The organism is Mycobacterium sp. 050134 (assembly GCF_036409085.1).
Lineage (GTDB): Bacteria > Actinomycetota > Actinomycetes > Mycobacteriales > Mycobacteriaceae > Mycobacterium.
The window spans coordinates 28,977-44,104 of the sequence record NZ_JAZGLV010000033.1; the positions used below are offsets into that span (position 1 = coordinate 28,977).

14 protein-coding genes are annotated in these 15,128 nt (G+C 67.4%); 11 read left to right on the plus strand and 3 right to left on the minus strand.

From position 1 onward, the window contains the following. Nucleotides 1-6: 6 nt before the first annotated feature. The 8 genes from SKC42_RS25855 to SKC42_RS25890 all read left to right on the plus strand — a co-directional run bounded on the left by SKC42_RS25855 (nt 7) and on the right by SKC42_RS25890 (nt 9,480). Nucleotides 7-1,326 (plus strand): MCE family protein, encoded by a 1,320-nt coding sequence (locus tag SKC42_RS25855; RefSeq protein WP_330967085.1) that lies wholly within the window; start codon nt 7-9, stop codon nt 1,324-1,326. Then, on the plus strand, nt 1,323-2,363 hold the full coding sequence (locus SKC42_RS25860) for a virulence factor Mce family protein (protein ID WP_330967086.1): 1,041 nt from the start codon (nt 1,323-1,325) through the stop codon (nt 2,361-2,363). The genes SKC42_RS25855 and SKC42_RS25860 overlap by 4 nt, the downstream gene beginning before the upstream one ends. Then, a complete protein-coding gene (locus SKC42_RS25865; RefSeq protein ID WP_330967087.1) occupies nt 2,360-3,919 on the plus strand; it encodes a virulence factor Mce family protein in 1,560 nt (519 codons plus the stop codon). The genes SKC42_RS25860 and SKC42_RS25865 overlap by 4 nt, the downstream gene beginning before the upstream one ends. Then, the gene (locus SKC42_RS25870; protein WP_330967088.1) at nt 3,916-5,472 is read left to right on the plus strand and encodes a virulence factor Mce family protein; all 1,557 of its coding nucleotides are present in this window, start codon (nt 3,916-3,918) and stop codon (nt 5,470-5,472) included. The genes SKC42_RS25865 and SKC42_RS25870 overlap by 4 nt, the downstream gene beginning before the upstream one ends. After that, nucleotides 5,472-6,644 carry a virulence factor Mce family protein gene (locus tag SKC42_RS25875; RefSeq protein ID WP_442932266.1) on the plus strand — a complete coding sequence of 391 codons (1,173 nt, stop codon included), beginning with the start codon at nt 5,472-5,474 and terminating at the stop codon, nt 6,642-6,644. Before SKC42_RS25870 ends, SKC42_RS25875 begins: the two co-directional genes overlap by 1 nt. Next, a complete protein-coding gene (locus SKC42_RS25880; RefSeq protein WP_330967089.1) occupies nt 6,638-8,188 on the plus strand; it encodes an MCE family protein in 1,551 nt (516 codons plus the stop codon). The genes SKC42_RS25875 and SKC42_RS25880 overlap by 7 nt, the downstream gene beginning before the upstream one ends. Before the next feature lie 112 nt (nt 8,189-8,300). Next, nucleotides 8,301-8,903: a type II toxin-antitoxin system Phd/YefM family antitoxin gene (locus SKC42_RS25885; RefSeq protein WP_330967090.1), complete on the plus strand. Its 603-nt coding sequence runs from the start codon at nt 8,301-8,303 to the stop codon at nt 8,901-8,903. A 124-nt stretch (nt 8,904-9,027) separates the two neighbouring features. Beyond that, nucleotides 9,028-9,480 (plus strand): universal stress protein, encoded by a 453-nt coding sequence (locus SKC42_RS25890; protein ID WP_330967091.1) that lies wholly within the window; start codon nt 9,028-9,030, stop codon nt 9,478-9,480. Between the two features lie 32 nt (nt 9,481-9,512). Here SKC42_RS25890 and SKC42_RS25895 read toward each other — a convergent pair whose 3' ends face one another. Next, a complete protein-coding gene (locus SKC42_RS25895) occupies nt 9,513-10,157 on the minus strand; it encodes a TetR/AcrR family transcriptional regulator (RefSeq protein ID WP_330967092.1) in 645 nt (214 codons plus the stop codon). A 96-nt stretch (nt 10,158-10,253) separates the two neighbouring features. On the opposite strand from SKC42_RS25895, the gene SKC42_RS25900 reads away from it, so the two are divergent. Genes SKC42_RS25900 through mhpA form a run of 3 tightly spaced genes read left to right on the plus strand, consistent with a single transcriptional unit; the run spans nt 10,254 to nt 13,851 of the window. Continuing rightward, complete coding sequence (locus SKC42_RS25900; protein WP_330967093.1) at nt 10,254-11,384, plus strand: VOC family protein; 1,131 nt, start codon at nt 10,254-10,256, stop codon at nt 11,382-11,384. Next, complete coding sequence (locus SKC42_RS25905; RefSeq protein ID WP_330967094.1) at nt 11,381-12,325, plus strand: fumarylacetoacetate hydrolase family protein; 945 nt, start codon at nt 11,381-11,383, stop codon at nt 12,323-12,325. The genes SKC42_RS25900 and SKC42_RS25905 overlap by 4 nt, the downstream gene beginning before the upstream one ends. Next, complete coding sequence (gene mhpA / locus SKC42_RS25910; RefSeq protein WP_330967095.1) at nt 12,322-13,851, plus strand: bifunctional 3-(3-hydroxy-phenyl)propionate/3-hydroxycinnamic acid hydroxylase MhpA; 1,530 nt, start codon at nt 12,322-12,324, stop codon at nt 13,849-13,851. Before SKC42_RS25905 ends, mhpA begins: the two co-directional genes overlap by 4 nt. Nucleotides 13,852-13,935: 84 nt before the next feature. Here the strand turns inward: mhpA and SKC42_RS25915 are convergent, their stop codons facing one another. Both SKC42_RS25915 and SKC42_RS27875 read right to left on the minus strand, forming a co-directional pair. Further along, nucleotides 13,936-14,826 carry a universal stress protein gene (locus SKC42_RS25915; protein WP_330967096.1) on the minus strand — a complete coding sequence of 297 codons (891 nt, stop codon included), beginning with the start codon at nt 14,824-14,826 and terminating at the stop codon, nt 13,936-13,938. Nucleotides 14,827-14,997: 171 nt separating this feature from the next. Further along, nucleotides 14,998-15,128, minus strand: a 131-nt coding sequence (locus SKC42_RS27875) for a hypothetical protein (RefSeq protein ID WP_442932267.1), incomplete at its 5' end; no start/stop codon positions are given.

Consider the following 15,128-nt stretch of genomic DNA (forward strand, 5'->3'; position numbering starts at 1 on the left):
GGCCTTATGACGACCCCCGCGCCGAACATCGCCAAGCAGAACGCGCCGCGCGTCCCGCCGTACAAGACGACCGCCGCGGTGTCCCTGGTCGTTGCAGCGGTGGTTCTGGGGTTCGTCTGGTTGCAGTTCCGCGGTGAGTTGACGCCGAAGACGACCCTGACGATGGTCGCTCCCCGGTCCGGCCTGGTGATGGACCCGGGATCCAAAGTCACCTACAACGGCGTCGAGATAGGCCGAGTCTCCAGCATCTCCGAGATTCAGCGCGACGGCTCACCGGCCGCCAAGTTCGTGATGGACGTGAAACCGAAATACATCGCGCTCATTCCAGCCAATGTGGACGCAAAGATCAAGGCCACCACGGTCTTCGGCAACAAGTACGTGTCGCTGACCTCGCCGAAAGACCCGACACCGCAACGCATCAGCGCTCAGCAGGTGATTATTGCGAGCTCGGTGACCACGGAGTTCAACACGTTGTTCGACACGCTCAACTCGATCGTGCAGAAAGTGGACCCGGTCAAGGTGAACCTGACGCTGGCCGCGGCGGCGCAGGCGTTGACCGGCCTGGGTGACAAGTTCGGCCAGTCGATCATCAATGGCAACGCCATCCTCGACGACGTCAATCCGCGGATGCCTCAGCTCCGCCATGACATCGCACGGTTGGCCGCCCTTGGTGACACCTACACCAAGGCCGCGCCGGACCTGTTGGACGCGCTGGACAACGCGGTCATCACCGCCCGCACGCTACACCGCCAGGAGGCCGAGCTGGACGCCGCTCTGCTGGCCGCAACCGGCCTGGGCAACACCGGGGCCGACATCTTCCGGCGCGGTGGGCCATACCTGCAGCGCGGGGCGGCCGACCTGCTGCCCACGGCGCAGCTACTCGACACCTACAGCCCCGAGATCTTCTGCACCATCCGCAATTACTACGACGAGGAACCGGCGGCCTACGCGACTACGGGCGGCGGCAACGGCTATGCGCTGAGAACCATGACCGAACTGACGTCAGGGCTGGGAGGGATACTCACCCTCCCGGGCCTGACCGGCGCCGTCCTCACCCAGGGGCTCCTCGGGCTAGCCGGACTCGTGGGTGGCGCGCCGAATCCCTATGTGTTTCCGGACAACCTGCCCCGGGTGAACGCCCGCGGCGGACCCGGAGGCGCGCCGGGCTGCTGGCAGGCCATCACCCACGACCTTTGGCCCGCACCCGAATTGGTGCTCGACACGGGCGCCAGCCTCGCGCCGTACAACCACCTGGATACCGGCTCACCGTACGCCATCGAATACGTGTGGGGCCGCCAAGTCGGGGACAACACGATCAACCCATGAAGATCACCGGCTCCGCCATCAAACTCGGCATCGTCTCGCTGGTGCTGCTGCTCATCACCGTCTCGATCGTCGTGGTGTTCGCCCAGGTGCGCTTCAACCGCACCAACGGCTACAGCGCGGAGTTCAGCAATGGCAGCGGGCTCAAAGACGGCCAGTTCGTCCGCGCGTCCGGCGTCGAGGTCGGCAAAGTCAAGAAGGTGCGACTGATCGACGGTGGCCGAAAGGTGCTGGTGGACTTCGTCGTCGACCGCTCGATACCGCTCTACGAATCGACGACCGCCCAGATCCGCTATCTCAATCTGTTCGCCGACCGCTACCTGGAGCTCAAACGCGGCGAGGGCGAGGGGGCCAACCGAATCCTGCCGCCGGGTGGATTCATCCCGCTCTCCCGAACGTCACCAGCGCTGGATCTCGACGCCCTGATCGGCGGCTTCAAGCCGCTGTTCCGGGCGCTCGATCCGGAGAAGGTCAACACCATCGCGTCGGCCATCATCACCGTGTTTCAGGGCCAGGGCGGCACCATCAACGACATCCTCGACCAGACGGCACAGGTGACGGCGCACATCGCCGAGCGCGACCAGGCGATCGGCGAGGTGGTCAAGAACCTGAACGTCGTGCTGGACACCACGGTTCGGCATCGCAAGGAATTCGACCAGACAATCGACAATTTCGAGCGATTGATCACGGGCCTGCAGAACCACGCCGACCCGCTGGCCGCCGGGGTCGCGAACATCAGCAATGCCGCCGGAACGGTCGCCGACCTCCTGGCGGAGGACCGGGCCGTGCTGCATAAGGAGATCAACTACCTGCAGGCGCTCCAGCAGCCGCTCGTCGACCAGCGCGACCAGCTCGGCGATCTCATTCACAAGACGCCGACGGCGCTGAATCTGATCGGCCGCAGCATCGGCCTCTACGGCGATTGGGTGAACTTCTATCTCTGCGACCTGTCGATCAGGTGGAACGGGCTGCAGCCCGGCGGCCCCGTGCGCACGGTGCGGATCTGGCAGCAGCCCACGGGCAGGTGCACGCCGCAATGAGAACACTCACAGAATTCAATCGCCTCCGCGGCGGGCTGATGGGCGCGACGGTGCTGGGACTCGTCGTCGCCGTCGGTCAGAGCTTCACCAGCGTCCCCATGCTGTTCGCGAGTCCGAGCTACTACGGGCAGTTCACCGACACCGGTCAGCTCAACAAGAACGACAAGGTGCGCATCTCCGGAGTGAACGTCGGCACCGTGCAGGGATTCGACATCGACGGCGACCATGTGGTCATCAAGTTCACCATCGGCGCCAACACGATCGGCACCGAGAGCCGGCTCGCGATCAAGACCGACACCATCCTCGGCAAGAAAGTGCTCGAGATCGAGCCGCGCGGCAGCCAGACGTTGCGGCCCGGAGGAGTGTTGCCCCTCGGGCAGAGCACCACCCCCTATCAGCTCTATGACGCGAACTACGACATCACCAAGGCCGCCTCGGGCTGGAACATCGACACGGTAAAGCGGTCGCTGAACGTGCTGTCGCAGATCATCGATCAGACGTATCCGCACCTGAGCCCGGCGCTCGACGGTTTGACGAGGTTCTCCGACACCATCGGCAAACGCGACGAACAGATCAAGCATCTGCTTGCGCAGGCCCACCAGGTGGCCAGCGTGCTCGGCGACCGTAGCGAACAGGTCAATCGGTTGCTCGTCAATGCCAAGACACTGCTCGCCGCATTCAACGAACGGGGAAGGGCCATTGACGCTCTGCTGCAGAACATTTCCTCCTTCTCGGTCCAGGTGCAGGGGTTTATCGACGACAATCCCAACCTGAATCCGGTACTGGAGCAGCTGCGCACCATCAGCGACGTCCTGGTGGCACGTAAGGACGACCTTGCTCGAACGCTCACGTACGTCAGTCAATTCGCGGCGTCGCTCGGGGAGTCCGTGGCGTCGGGGCCCTACTTCAAAATCGTCTTGTCCAATCTGCTGCCCTACTGGATGTTGCAGCCATTCGTCGATGCGGCATTCAAGAAGCGGGGCATCGACCCGGAGGACTTCTGGCGCAGCGCGGGCCTGCCCGCGTTCCGCTGGCCCGATCCCAACGGCACGCGGTTCCCCAACGGCGCGCCGCCACCCGCGCCTCCGGTACTGGAGGGCACCCCGGATCACCCGGGACCGGCCGTCCCTCCGGGCACGGCGTGCTCGTACACCCCGCCCCGGGACGCGTCACCGCGACCGTGGAACCCGTTGCCGTGCGCCGGTGTCGACGTCGGCCCGTTCGGCGGCAGTTTCCCCGCACCGATCGATGTGCAGGCGTCGCCGCCCAACCCAGACGGTCTGCCCCCGACGCCCGGCATCCCGATCGCCGGCCGGCCGGGCGAACCGCCGCCGGACGTCCCGGGCACCCCGGTACCATTGCCGGCCGACGCGCCGCCCGGCGCGCGCACCGAGAACCTCCAACCCGCCGGGCCCGTCCCACCGCCGTCGACGTTCGCTCCCGGCCTGCCGCCGGGCCCACCGGCGCCACCCGGGCCGGGGCCCGCGCTGCCCGCGCCGTTCATCAATCCCAGCGGCACGGGAGGCAGCGGCGTAGCGGGAGGTAACCAGAATTGAACGCCGTCCACGCTGTCCGCAAATTCCGGTCCCGGAAGGTGATCGGGACGCTCGTCGTCGCGCTGGCCCTGCTCGCCGGGTTCGTCGGGATGCGGCTGTACGACAAGTTGACCACCAACACCGTCGTCGCGTATTTCCCGGAGGCCAACGCACTCTATCCCGGGGACAAGGTCCAGATCATGGGCGTTCGCGTGGGTGCGGTCGACAAGATCGAGCCGGCCGGCGACAAGATGAAAGTGACGTTCCACTACAAGAACAAGTACAAGGTGCCGGCCAACGCGTCCGCCGTGATCGTGAACCCGACCCTGGTGGCATCGCGCAACATTCAGCTCGAGCCACCCTACAAAGGCGGCCCGGTGCTGGCCGACAACGCGGTCATCCCCCTCGAGCGCACGCAGGTACCGACGGAGTGGGATCAGCTGAGCCAGAGCGTCGCCAACGTCATCTCCAAGCTCGGTCCGACGCCCGAGCAGCCCAAGGGCCCCTTCGGTGACGTCATCGAGTCCTTCGCCGACGGCCTGGCCGGCAAAGGCAAACAGATCAACGCCACGCTGGACAGCCTGTCGCGGGCGTTGACCGCGCTGAACGAGGGCCGCGGTGACTTCTTTGCAGTGGTGCACAGCCTGGCGCTGTTCGTCAACGCCCTGCACAAAGACGACCAACAATTCGTGGCGCTGAACACCAACCTGGCCCAGTTCACCGACAAGCTGACGTCGTCCGACTCCGAACTCGCCACGGCCATACAGCGATTCGACGGCCTGCTGGCCACCCTGCGGCCGTTCCTCGACAAGAACCGCGCGGTGCTCGCGCACGACATCGACAACCTTGCCACCGTGACCACCACGCTGGTCCAACCCGATCCGCTCAACGGCCTGGAAACGGCCCTGCACGTCCTGCCGACGCTCGAGACCAACCTCAGCCAGATCTATCACCCGTCGCACGGCGCGGTCATGTCCATCCCGGCGATCCCGAACTTCGCGAACCCCATGCAGTTCATGTGCAGCATGATCCAGGCCGGCAGCCGACTGGGTTATCAGGAATCCGCCGAATTGTGCGCGCAATACCTGGCGCCCATCCTCGATGCGATCAAATTCAACTACCTGCCATTCGGGCTGAACCTGTTCAGCACGGCCGAGACGCTGCCCAAGGAAATCGCCTACTCGGAGCCCCGGCTGCAGCCGCCGAACGGGTACAAGGACACCACGGTGCCCGGCATCTGGGTGCCGGACACCCCGTTGTCGCACCGCAACACCCAGCCCGGCTGGGTCGCCGCGCCAGGCATGCAGGGCACTCAAGTCGGGCCGATCACGGCCGGGTTGATGACTCCGGACTCACTGGGCGAGCTGATGGGCGGACCCGACAGCCCACCGCCGCCCGCGGGCCTGCAGACGCCACCGGGTCCCCCGAACGCGTACGACGAGTACCCGGTGGTGCCACCGATCGGCGTGCGCGCCGCGCAGGTGCCGATCCCCCCGCCGCCACCGGCTCCCAGTGTGATGCCCGGCCCGATCGCTCCCACCCCGGCGGCCGCGTCGACGGGACCGGGATCGTGATGTCCTTGCATGCCTTGGGTTCTCGTACCCGTCGCCGCGTCCGGCAGGCGGTGGCCCTGTTGAGCGCCGTGGTGGCGCTGACCTCGTGCGCGAAGTGGCAGGGAATCGCCAACGTGCCGATGCCCGGGGGGCCGGGCAGCGGACCCGGCTCCTACACCGTCTACGTGCAGATGCCCGACACCCTGGCCCTGAACGACAACAGCCGGGTGCGGGTGGCCGACGTCTTCGTCGGCACCGTCCGGTCGATCAGCCTGAAGAACTGGGTCGCCACGCTGACACTGCGCCTGGACAAGGGCGTGAAATTGCCCAGGAACGCCACCGCCAAGATCGGGCAGACGAGCCTCCTGGGTTCTCAGCACATCGAGCTGGCCGCGCCGCCCGACCCGTCCCGGGAGCCGCTGAGGGACGGTGACACGATCCCGCTGAGCGCTGCGTCCGCTTACCCCACGACCGAGCAGACGCTGGCCGGTCTCGCCATGATCGTGCGCGGGGGCGGCATCCCGAATCTCGAGGTCCTGCAAAACGAGGTGTACAACGTCTTCAACGGTCGGGCCGACCAGATTCGCGTCTTCCTCGGCAAGCTGGATACCTTCATCACCCGGCTCGACGAGCAGCGCGACGACATCACCAGAGCCATCGATTCCACCAACCGGCTCCTGGCGTACGTGGGTCCCCGCTCGGACGTCCTGGACCGCGTTCTCACCGAATTTCCACCCCTGATCAAGCATTTCGCCGACAAACAGAATCTGTTGATCAATGCGGTCGACGCGACGGGACGGCTCAGCGGAGTCGCCGACCAATACCTGTCCCCCTCGAGGGGCGACATTCACCAGGATCTGCTTTCGCTGCAGTGCCCGTTACGGGAACTCGGGCGTGCCTCGCCGTATCTGATCCGGGCCCTCAAGCTGATCCTCGTGCGGCCGTTCGACATCGACGCCGTGCCGAAGGCGTTCCGCGGTGATTACTTCAACCTGTCGCTGACGCTCGACCTGACCCTCAGCGCGGTCGACAACGCGGTCCTCACCGGGACGGGATTCTCCGGGGCGCTGCGCGCGCTCGAACAGGCGTGGGGCCGCGACCCCGAAACGATGATCCCCGACGTCCGGTACACGCCCAACCCGAACGACGCCCCGGGCGGGCCGCTGGTGGAGCGGGCGGACCGGCAATGCTGACCCCCTTCATCAAGCGCCAGCTCATTCTCTTCGGCGTCCTGACCGTGGTCACCGCGGTGGTGCTGGGCGGTTACTACCTACGGCTGCCCACCGCGGCGGGGGTCGGCCAGTACACGCTGCACGCCAACCTGCCCGCCTCGGGTGGCCTGTACCAGACGGCCAACGTGACCTATCGCGGTGAGACCATCGGCACGGTCACCGGCGTCGAGCCGACCGAGACGGGGGCGCGGGTGACCATGAGCATCTCCGACCGTTACAAGATCCCGGTCGACGCGGCGGCGAACGTGCATTCGGTGTCGGCGGTCGGCGAGCAGTATCTGGACCTGGTCTCGGCGGGCAACCCGGGCAAGTATTTCTCGGCGGGACAGACCATCACCAAGGGCACCGTGCCGACCGATATCGGGCCCGCGCTCGACGCCGCGAACCGCGGCCTGGCCGTCCTGCCAAAGGAGAAGATCGCCTCGCTGCTCGACGAAACCGCCCAAGCCGTCGGAGGATTGGGTCCCGCGCTGCAACGGCTGGTCGACGCGACGCAGGCGATCGCCGGCGATTTCAAGACCAACATCGCCGACGTCGACGACATCATCGACAACTCCGGGCCCATCATCGACAGCCAGGTCGAATCGGCGGACTCCATCGAGCGCTGGACGCACAACCTGGACACACTGGCCGCGCAGAGCGCGGCAAACGACCAGCACGTGCAGAGCATCCTGACGCGCGGCGCCCCCACCGCCGATCAGGTCAACGCCGTGTTCAGCGACGTGCGCGACGCGCTGCCCCAAACCCTGGCGAACGTCGAGATCGTGCTGGAGATGCTCAAGCGCTACCACAAGGGCGTCGAGCAATTGCTGGTCGCCTATCCGCAGGGCGCCTCCGAAGGCCAGACGGTGACGACGCCTTTCCCCGGCTACGCCTCGCTCGGCACGTCGCTGACGATCAACCAACCCCCGCCATGCCTGACCGGATTCCTTCCGGCGCCACAATGGCGCTCCCCGGCCGATATCAGCCAGGCGCCGATGCCCTCCGGAACCTATTGCAGGATCCCGCAGGACACGCCCTCCAATGCCGTGCGCGGCGCTCGCAATCTTCCGTGCGTCGACGTCCCGGGCAAACGCGCCGCCACCCCGCGCGAGTGTCGGGACCCGAAACCCTATGTCCCGCTGGGCACCAACCCATGGTACGGCGATCCCAACCAGATCCTGACCTGCCCGGCGCCGGCCGCGCGCTGCGATCAGCCGGTCAAGCCGGGTCTCGTGATCCCCGCTCCCTCGGTCGACAACGGCATGAACCCGGCGCCAGCCGACCGGGTGGCGGGGACTCCCCCGCCCGTCAGCGACGTGCTGCAGCGGCCGGGATCGGGGACCGTCCAGTGCAACGGCCAGCAGCCGAACCCCTGCGTCTACACCCCCGCCGGTCCTCCCCCGGCCGTGTACAACCCGCAAAGCGGCGAACTGGTGGGTCCCGACGGCGTCCGATACGCCGTCGAGAACTCGACCAAGACGGGAGACGACGGTTGGAAGGACATGCTGGCGCCCCCGCGCTGAGGCTGACGATCCGCGGCCGTTGACACTGACCGCACGTACAGTCATATACTGAGTCCGGCGACGACGGGGCCTCACGGCCACTGTCCCGCCGACGCGCAGAGATCGGAGCGAGATGCCGGAAGCGATTGGGCTGGGCCAGCTTCGGAGTCACGCCTGCGCGTATCTCGAGCGCGTTGCCACCGGGGAGACGCTCGATGTCGTCCGCCGGGGAAAGTTGGTCGCGCGAATAGTCCCGGTGGGCGCCTGGAGGGTGGCACCGGTGCCCGCGCGCACGGTCAAGGCCGCGGCGGACCCCGGCAGCTGGGTCGGCCTCGACGAACTGCGAACGCGCGCTGGGCGATGCTTCGACCGGGTGGCCGCCGGCGAGACGATTTACGTGGTCCGCGGCGGCAGATTCCTGGCGAAGATCGTGTCCGCCGGCGACTCGCGGACGGCACCGAGTCCCGCGGACACCGGTGAACGAATCGAACTCGACGAACTGCGAAAGCGCGCCGGGCGTTACTTCGATACCGTCGCCGCCGGCCAGACGATAGAGGTCACTCGAGGCGGTGAACTCGTCGCCCGCATCGTCTCAGCCGCCGTGGCCGAGGCCAACCCGGCGGCTCCCCTCTTGAAACAGGCTGTGGGACAGCAACAGTCACCGCGCCGTCATCGGCGCGGTGCCGCCCGCTGTGCGGCGGCCGTCGCCGTGACGGTTCCGCCGCCAATCGAGTAGCGCGCTGTCGAATGTCGGGGATTCGGCGTCCGGCAGCGACTCCCGAGAGCCGCGGCAGTAGGCTCGCGCGCGCCGGCGCGTTACGGTCTCCCATAGGAATCGCCCTACGAGGCCGGGAGGTCAGATGAAGGCCTATCGAACGGTGGTCGTCGGCACTGACGGCTCCGAATCGTCGCTGCGTGCGGTTGACCGAGCCGGCGCGATAGCCGCCGAGTCGAACGCGAAGCTGATCATCGCAACGGGATACTTTCCCCACAAGGACGATTCGCGGGCGGCCGACGTCCTCGGAAACGAGGGCTACAAGGTGCAGGGCAACGCACCGATCTATGCGATCTTGCGGGAAGCCCACGAACGCGCCCAGGCGGCCGGGGCCACCGACATCGAGGAAAGACCGATCCAAGATGCTCCGGTACACGCGCTGGTGGAACTCGCCGAGCAGGTCGACGCGGACCTCCTCGTCGTCGGCCACGTCGGGCTCGACGCGCGATCCGCGCTCATCGGGCGGGTCTTCTCGATTCCCGGCGGCATCGCGACCAAGGCCAAGATCGACGTCCTGATCGTCCACACCACCGGGTGACCCGCCCGTCCGGCGCCGGCGCCCTCCGGGGCTCAGGCCTCCCCGAAAGCGTCGTCGGGCAGCGGCCGTTGGCAGATCGCGTGCGCGTCGGCGGCGTCCAGCCCGAACAGGCGCAGCACGCTCTCGGTGACGGCGTCGGACGTGCGCGCATCGTCTCGGCGCGGGTCGTCGCGGAGTAGCTTTCCCAGCCCCAGCAGCGCGCCGCCGGCCATCGCCAGGGCCAGTTCCGGGTCGTCGACCTCAAACCGTCCGGCCGCGACGCCGGCCTTGATGTCACGCAGCGCACGGGGAGCCAGGCCGCGGTCCGACGACAGCAGCGCCAGCCCGTTGAGCAAGAGAATTTCGCTCTCCTGCGGGCGACGGCGGAACAACCGGCCGGTCATCCGGAAGCTCGCGGCGAATGTTTCCGCGGGATCGTCAATCGATGCCGTGATCTGGTCCAGCATGGCCCCGTGCACATCGAGGACGTCCGCCACCGCCGCCGCAAACAGCTGATCCTTGGTTTCGAAGTGGTTGTAGAAGGATCCCATCCCAACATCGGCGGCCCGCGTGATCTCGAGGATCGGCACGTTGACCTTGCCCTCCGCGATCAGCCGCTGCGCGGCCTTCACCAGCGCCGCCCGGGTGCGTTGTTTGCGCCGCGCCAGGCGGCTGGCCGGCTCCGCCGTAGCGCTCATGACCCGAGTATGCATCACTTTTGAAGATTTCGTCAGAAGTGTTGACCACACGTCACCCTATATGTGACGATTTCGTCAGTTACCGAGGGAGCTGATTTGAGTTCTATCAAGAACGTCCACGAAGGGCTGCACAGCGAACGGGGTGCGCTCCGCGGCGAACACCCCGGCCGGTCCCGGAACCCGGTGATCAAGGTGGTCGACATCGCGTGGCTACAGTTCGAGAAGCCGGACCTGGAGCGCGCCGAGGCGTTCGCCCACGCATTCGGCTTTCACACCGCCCGGCGCGGCCGCGACGAGCTGCAGCTGCGCGGGACGCGCGCCGCCGGCCCCTGCGTGATCGTGCGGCGTGGACCGCGCACCCGGTTCGCCGGCGTGGCGTACCGCGCGGGCGAGACGGCCGACGTCCGGCGGCTGGCCGAGCGCTGGAACGCCCCGGCACGTCCGCTGCCCGAGGACATCGGCGGGCTCTCGGTCGACCTGAGGGATCCGAGCGGAATGGCCGTGCGCGTGATCGCCGGCACCGACGACCTTCCCGAACTGCCCGGCCAGCCTGCCCACCAGTTCAATTTCGGCGACGACGTAGCGCGCATTAACGCGGGGCAGCGCCCCCCGCGGGTGCCCGCGCGGATTCAGCGCCTGGGTCATCTGGTGGTGCAGTCCACCAAATACCTGGAGACGCTGAACTGGTATTTGGACAACCTCGGGATGATCGTCAGCGACTTCCTGTTCTTCCCCGGCCAGCGCCGGCGGGGACCAACGATGAGCTTCATCCGCTGCGATCGTGGGTCGACGCCGGCCGATCATCACACGCTGGCGATGGCGCTCGGGCCGGCCAACCGTTACGTCCACTCGGCGTATCAGGTCAGTGATCTCGACGCGCTGGCCGCCGGCGGCGAATACCTCAAGGACCATGGCTACCTCAGGTCCTGGGGCATCGGCAGGCACATCCAGGGCAGCCAGATCTTCGACTACTGGCGCGATCCCGACGGCTTCCTTGTCGAGCACTTCGCCGACGGCGACCTGTTCGACAACACCGTCGAACCGGGCTGGGCGCCCTTCACCGCCTCCGGGCTGGCCCAGTGGGGGCCGAGGGCGACGCGGGACTTCCTGGGAACCGACCTGAAATCGGCTCGCCGTGAACTTGCCGCGATGGCCGGTGCGCTGCGCACACACAATGAATTCGACATCAACCGCCTCGTCGGCCTACTGAAAGTGCCTACCTCATGACCATTTCCGTGCTGCGGACCGCCGACGCCTGGTGGGTCAAGACCACCGACGGCGCCAGGAAAATCGACACCGCCGCCACCACCACCGGCGCGCTGCTGGCCGATCGGGCGGCGATCGACGCCGCGGTGGGCGGGACCGGTGCGCAGCCGACTCCAGTGGACAAACTCGCGCTGATCTCACCCGTGACGCGGCCGTGCCGGGTCATCGCCCAGATGACGAACTTCGTCTCGCACGTCAAAGACGCGGGCATGGACCCGGCAACGGTGCCCCTCACCTTCTTCCGCAAGGCGTCGGCGTCGATCACGGGCCCCTTCGACGACATCATCAAACCGTCCCACGTCAAGCTGCTCGATTACGAGGTGGAGATCGGGCTCGTCATCGGGCGCGCAACCCCGATCGGTACCAAAATCTCCAACGCGAACCTGGCCGACTTCGTCGCCGGGCTGGTCGTCACCAACGACGTGTCCGCGCGCGATATCCAGCTTCCCCAAACACAGTTCTACGAGGCCAAGTCCTACCCGACCTTCACCCCGGTCGGTCCCGAGCTGGTGCTGCTGACCGCCGACGAGCTCAAGCGGTTCGGCGACCTGCGGTTGCGCCTGAGTGTCAATGGGCGCCAACGGCAGGACGCACTCGTCGACGGGGACATGCTGTACCGCCCGCTGCAGGCACTGCAATCACTGACCCAGTTCCAGGAACTCGCGCCCGGTGACCTCATCCTCACCGGCACCCCCGCCGGCACCGCCCTGAGCGCCCCGCCGAAGCCGGTCCAGATCATCGGCAACCTGTTGCCGCCCGCGATCAAGTGGAAGATGTTCTTCACACGCCAGGCCGGCAACCCCAAGTATTTGCAGGATGGCGACGTGGTGGAGGCCGCGGTGGCCACCGACGACGGCGCCATCGACCTCGGAACACAGCGCACCGCAGTCAGATTCGCGTGACCGAGGCTCCCGTCTCGCGCGTCCCCGTCGCGATCGTCGGCGCCGGGCCCACCGGAGTCGTCGCGGCGACGCTGCTGGCGCAGCACGGCGTGGAATGCATGCTGCTCGACCGCTGGCCCGGCGTCTATCAGCAGCCGCGTGCCGTGCATCTGGACGACGAGATCTACCGCATCCTCGCCCGCCTCGGTATCGCCGACGAATTCGCCGCGATATCGCGACCCACGCTGGGATTGCGGTTGCTGGACAAGCGATTCGCGGTGCTCGGGGAGTTCCACCGCGATCCGTCGTTGGGGGCGAACGGCTTCCCTCAGGCCAACATGTTCGACCAGCCGGAACTGGAGACCCTGCTGCGCGCCAACCTCAAGCGCTACCCGGATGCCGTGCTGCGGGGCAGCGCCGAGGTCTGCGACGTCGACGTCGGCGCACACCGGAGCCGCGTCACCTACATCGACCGCACCGACGGCAGTAGACACCGGATCGACGCCGACTATGTGCTGGGTTGCGACGGCGCCAACAGCCTCGTTCGCGGCCGGATCGGATCAACCATGCGGGACTTGGGCTTTCACCAGCGCTGGCTGGTCGCCGATGTCGCCGCCGACGCCGAGCTGCACCAATGGGACGGCGTGCATCAGGTGTGCGACCCCGTCCGCGCGGGAACGTACATGCGCATCGGGGCGTGCCGCTACCGGTGGGAATTCCAGCTGCTGGCCGATGAAAGCGCCGATGACTTCGGCACGCTCGACGCCCTGCGTCCGTTGATCGCGCCGTGGACCGGCGAACTCGGCAACGACGAACTGACCCTCCTGCGCGTCACCGAGTACACCTTCCGCGCCCAGATCGCCGACCGGTGGCGGCGCGGGAACGTCTTCATCCTCGGCGACGCGGCGCACCTCACTCCCCCGTTCATCGGCCAGGGCCTGGGGGCCGGGGTGCGCGACGCCGCGAACCTGGCATGGAAGATCGCCGGCGTCCGGGGCGCAACCTTGGCCGCCGACGTTTTGGACAGCTACGAACGGGAACGGAAACCACACGCCCGCCACATGATTCGGCTCGCGCTGGGAGTCGGGCGCGCGATGACCGGCGGCGGCCGTGCGGGAGATGCGGCGCGGCGCGTGGTGCTGCCCCGGCTGCGGCTAGTCCCCGGCGTGCGCTCGAAGGTCGTTGATTCCACCACGCCGGCCCTGTGTTCTTCTGCGCTCGTGCGCCGTTCGCCCGGGCTACGGCAACTCGCGGGGACGCTTTGCCCGAACCCGCTGCTGCCCGACGGCCAACGGCTCGACGAGGTGCTCGGGACGGGCTTCGGCCTGATCAGCATCGCCCCGCTGAGCGCCCCGGCCGAGACCTCGTTGCGGCGGCGCGGGATCGCCGTGCTGACCGCCGAGCCCGAAAGCGCCCTCGGGGCGTGGCTACGGCGGGGTCACGCGACCGCCGCGCTCGTCCGGCCGGACCGCACCGTCGCACGGGCGGGGCGTGACGCCGCCGCGCTGTGCACGTGGGCTTCTACCGTCGTGCACGCCACCGATTGATTAAGCGCCGAAAGTGCGGTGCGGGTCGTGATCCCTGACCAAGCACGACCCGCACGGCAATTTCGTTGTTGACGCGGCGAAGTACTAATGCGAAGTGGCCGGGACCCGGGCGACGAGCACCGGGATCCGGACGCCGTGCAGCACCGCGTTACTCACCGAGCCCAGCAGCAATCCGGTCAGGCCGCCGCGGCCATGGCTGCCCACGACGATGAGCTGTGCGGACTCCGCAGTCTCGATCAGGTTCTGCGCCGGCCGGTCGCGAACGACCACCCGGTGCACCGTGACGTCGGGGTACTCTTCGAGCCAGCCCGCCATGCTCTCGGCGAGGCTGCGCTGCGCTTCCTCCTCCACCGTCGCCCAATCCAGGGCCAGCAGTTCGATCGCCGTCACATCGCTCCACGCGTGCAGGGCAATCAGGTCGACACCGCGACGGGACGCCTCGTCGAACGCCAACGCCGTCGCGGCTTCGGACGTCGGCGAGCCGTCGATGCCGACGAGAACCGGCGCGTGCGCGTCGGGCAGCTTCTCGTCATGGATGACGGCGACCGGGCAGTTCGCGTGCCGCACCACCGCCGAGCTAACCGAACCCAGCACACCGCGCGCGACTAACCCCCGGCCGGCGGTGCCCATGACGATCATTTCCGCGTGATCGGACATCTCGATCAACGCCAGCGTCGGCGCCGCATAGAGCAGCTCCCTGTTGATCGCGACCTTGTCTTCTGGCGGCATCGCCTCCTCGGCGATCTTCATGGCGTGCATGATCGCCTTCTTGCCCTCGTCCTCGAGCCGCACGGCCAAGGCTTCCGGGTAGGCGACCGGCGGCCAGGTCGAGGTGGGGGTCACCACCGCGTGAACCACGGTCAGCGGGACGTTCCTCATCGCCGCCTCGTGGGCCGCCCATTGGGTGGCGGCGTCGGATGCTGGCGAGCCGTCGACGGCGACGACAATGCCACGTTCTTTAACCGGAATCGGCATTTCCTACTCCCTCCATCGCAGACGACGCTATGCGGGGGCGGGCCACCGGTCGTGAGGCTTAAGTCCTTAACATCACGGGCCACAGGACTTCCACCCGAGCGGGTTCGGGATCCCGTTACGGCGTATTCACCGGCTCGTCACCGGGTGTGCCGGCGGCGGCCGGATCCGCCGTCAGACGGGGTCGTCGTCTTGGTTGTGGTGGAGTTTTTCGGGGTGGTGGTAGTGGTTGGTTTTGGGTTGGCCGTGGTCGAGGTGGGGTGGGGGGAGCCATTCGGTTTCGCCGCGGGCGTTGGTGCGGGTGG

Bases quoted from the DNA above. Each gene is read 5' to 3' on its own strand.
- SKC42_RS25855 (WP_330967085.1), top strand. From the start codon at position 7: ATGACGACCCCCGCGCCGAACATCGCCAAGCAGAACGCGCCGCGCGTC.
- SKC42_RS25860 (WP_330967086.1), top strand. From the start codon at position 1,323: ATGAAGATCACCGGCTCCGCCATCAAACTCGGCATCGTCTCGCTGGTG.
- SKC42_RS25865 (WP_330967087.1), top strand. From the start codon at position 2,360: ATGAGAACACTCACAGAATTCAATCGCCTCCGCGGCGGGCTGATGGGC.
- SKC42_RS25875 (WP_442932266.1), top strand. From the start codon at position 5,472: ATGTCCTTGCATGCCTTGGGTTCTCGTACCCGTCGCCGCGTCCGGCAG.
- SKC42_RS25880 (WP_330967089.1), top strand. From the start codon at position 6,638: ATGCTGACCCCCTTCATCAAGCGCCAGCTCATTCTCTTCGGCGTCCTG.
- SKC42_RS25885 (WP_330967090.1), top strand. From the start codon at position 8,301: ATGCCGGAAGCGATTGGGCTGGGCCAGCTTCGGAGTCACGCCTGCGCG.
- SKC42_RS25890 (WP_330967091.1), top strand. From the start codon at position 9,028: ATGAAGGCCTATCGAACGGTGGTCGTCGGCACTGACGGCTCCGAATCG.
- SKC42_RS25895 (WP_330967092.1), bottom strand. From the start codon at position 10,157: ATGAGCGCTACGGCGGAGCCGGCCAGCCGCCTGGCGCGGCGCAAACAA.
- SKC42_RS25905 (WP_330967094.1), top strand. From the start codon at position 11,381: ATGACCATTTCCGTGCTGCGGACCGCCGACGCCTGGTGGGTCAAGACC.
- SKC42_RS25915 (WP_330967096.1), bottom strand. From the start codon at position 14,826: ATGCCGATTCCGGTTAAAGAACGTGGCATTGTCGTCGCCGTCGACGGC.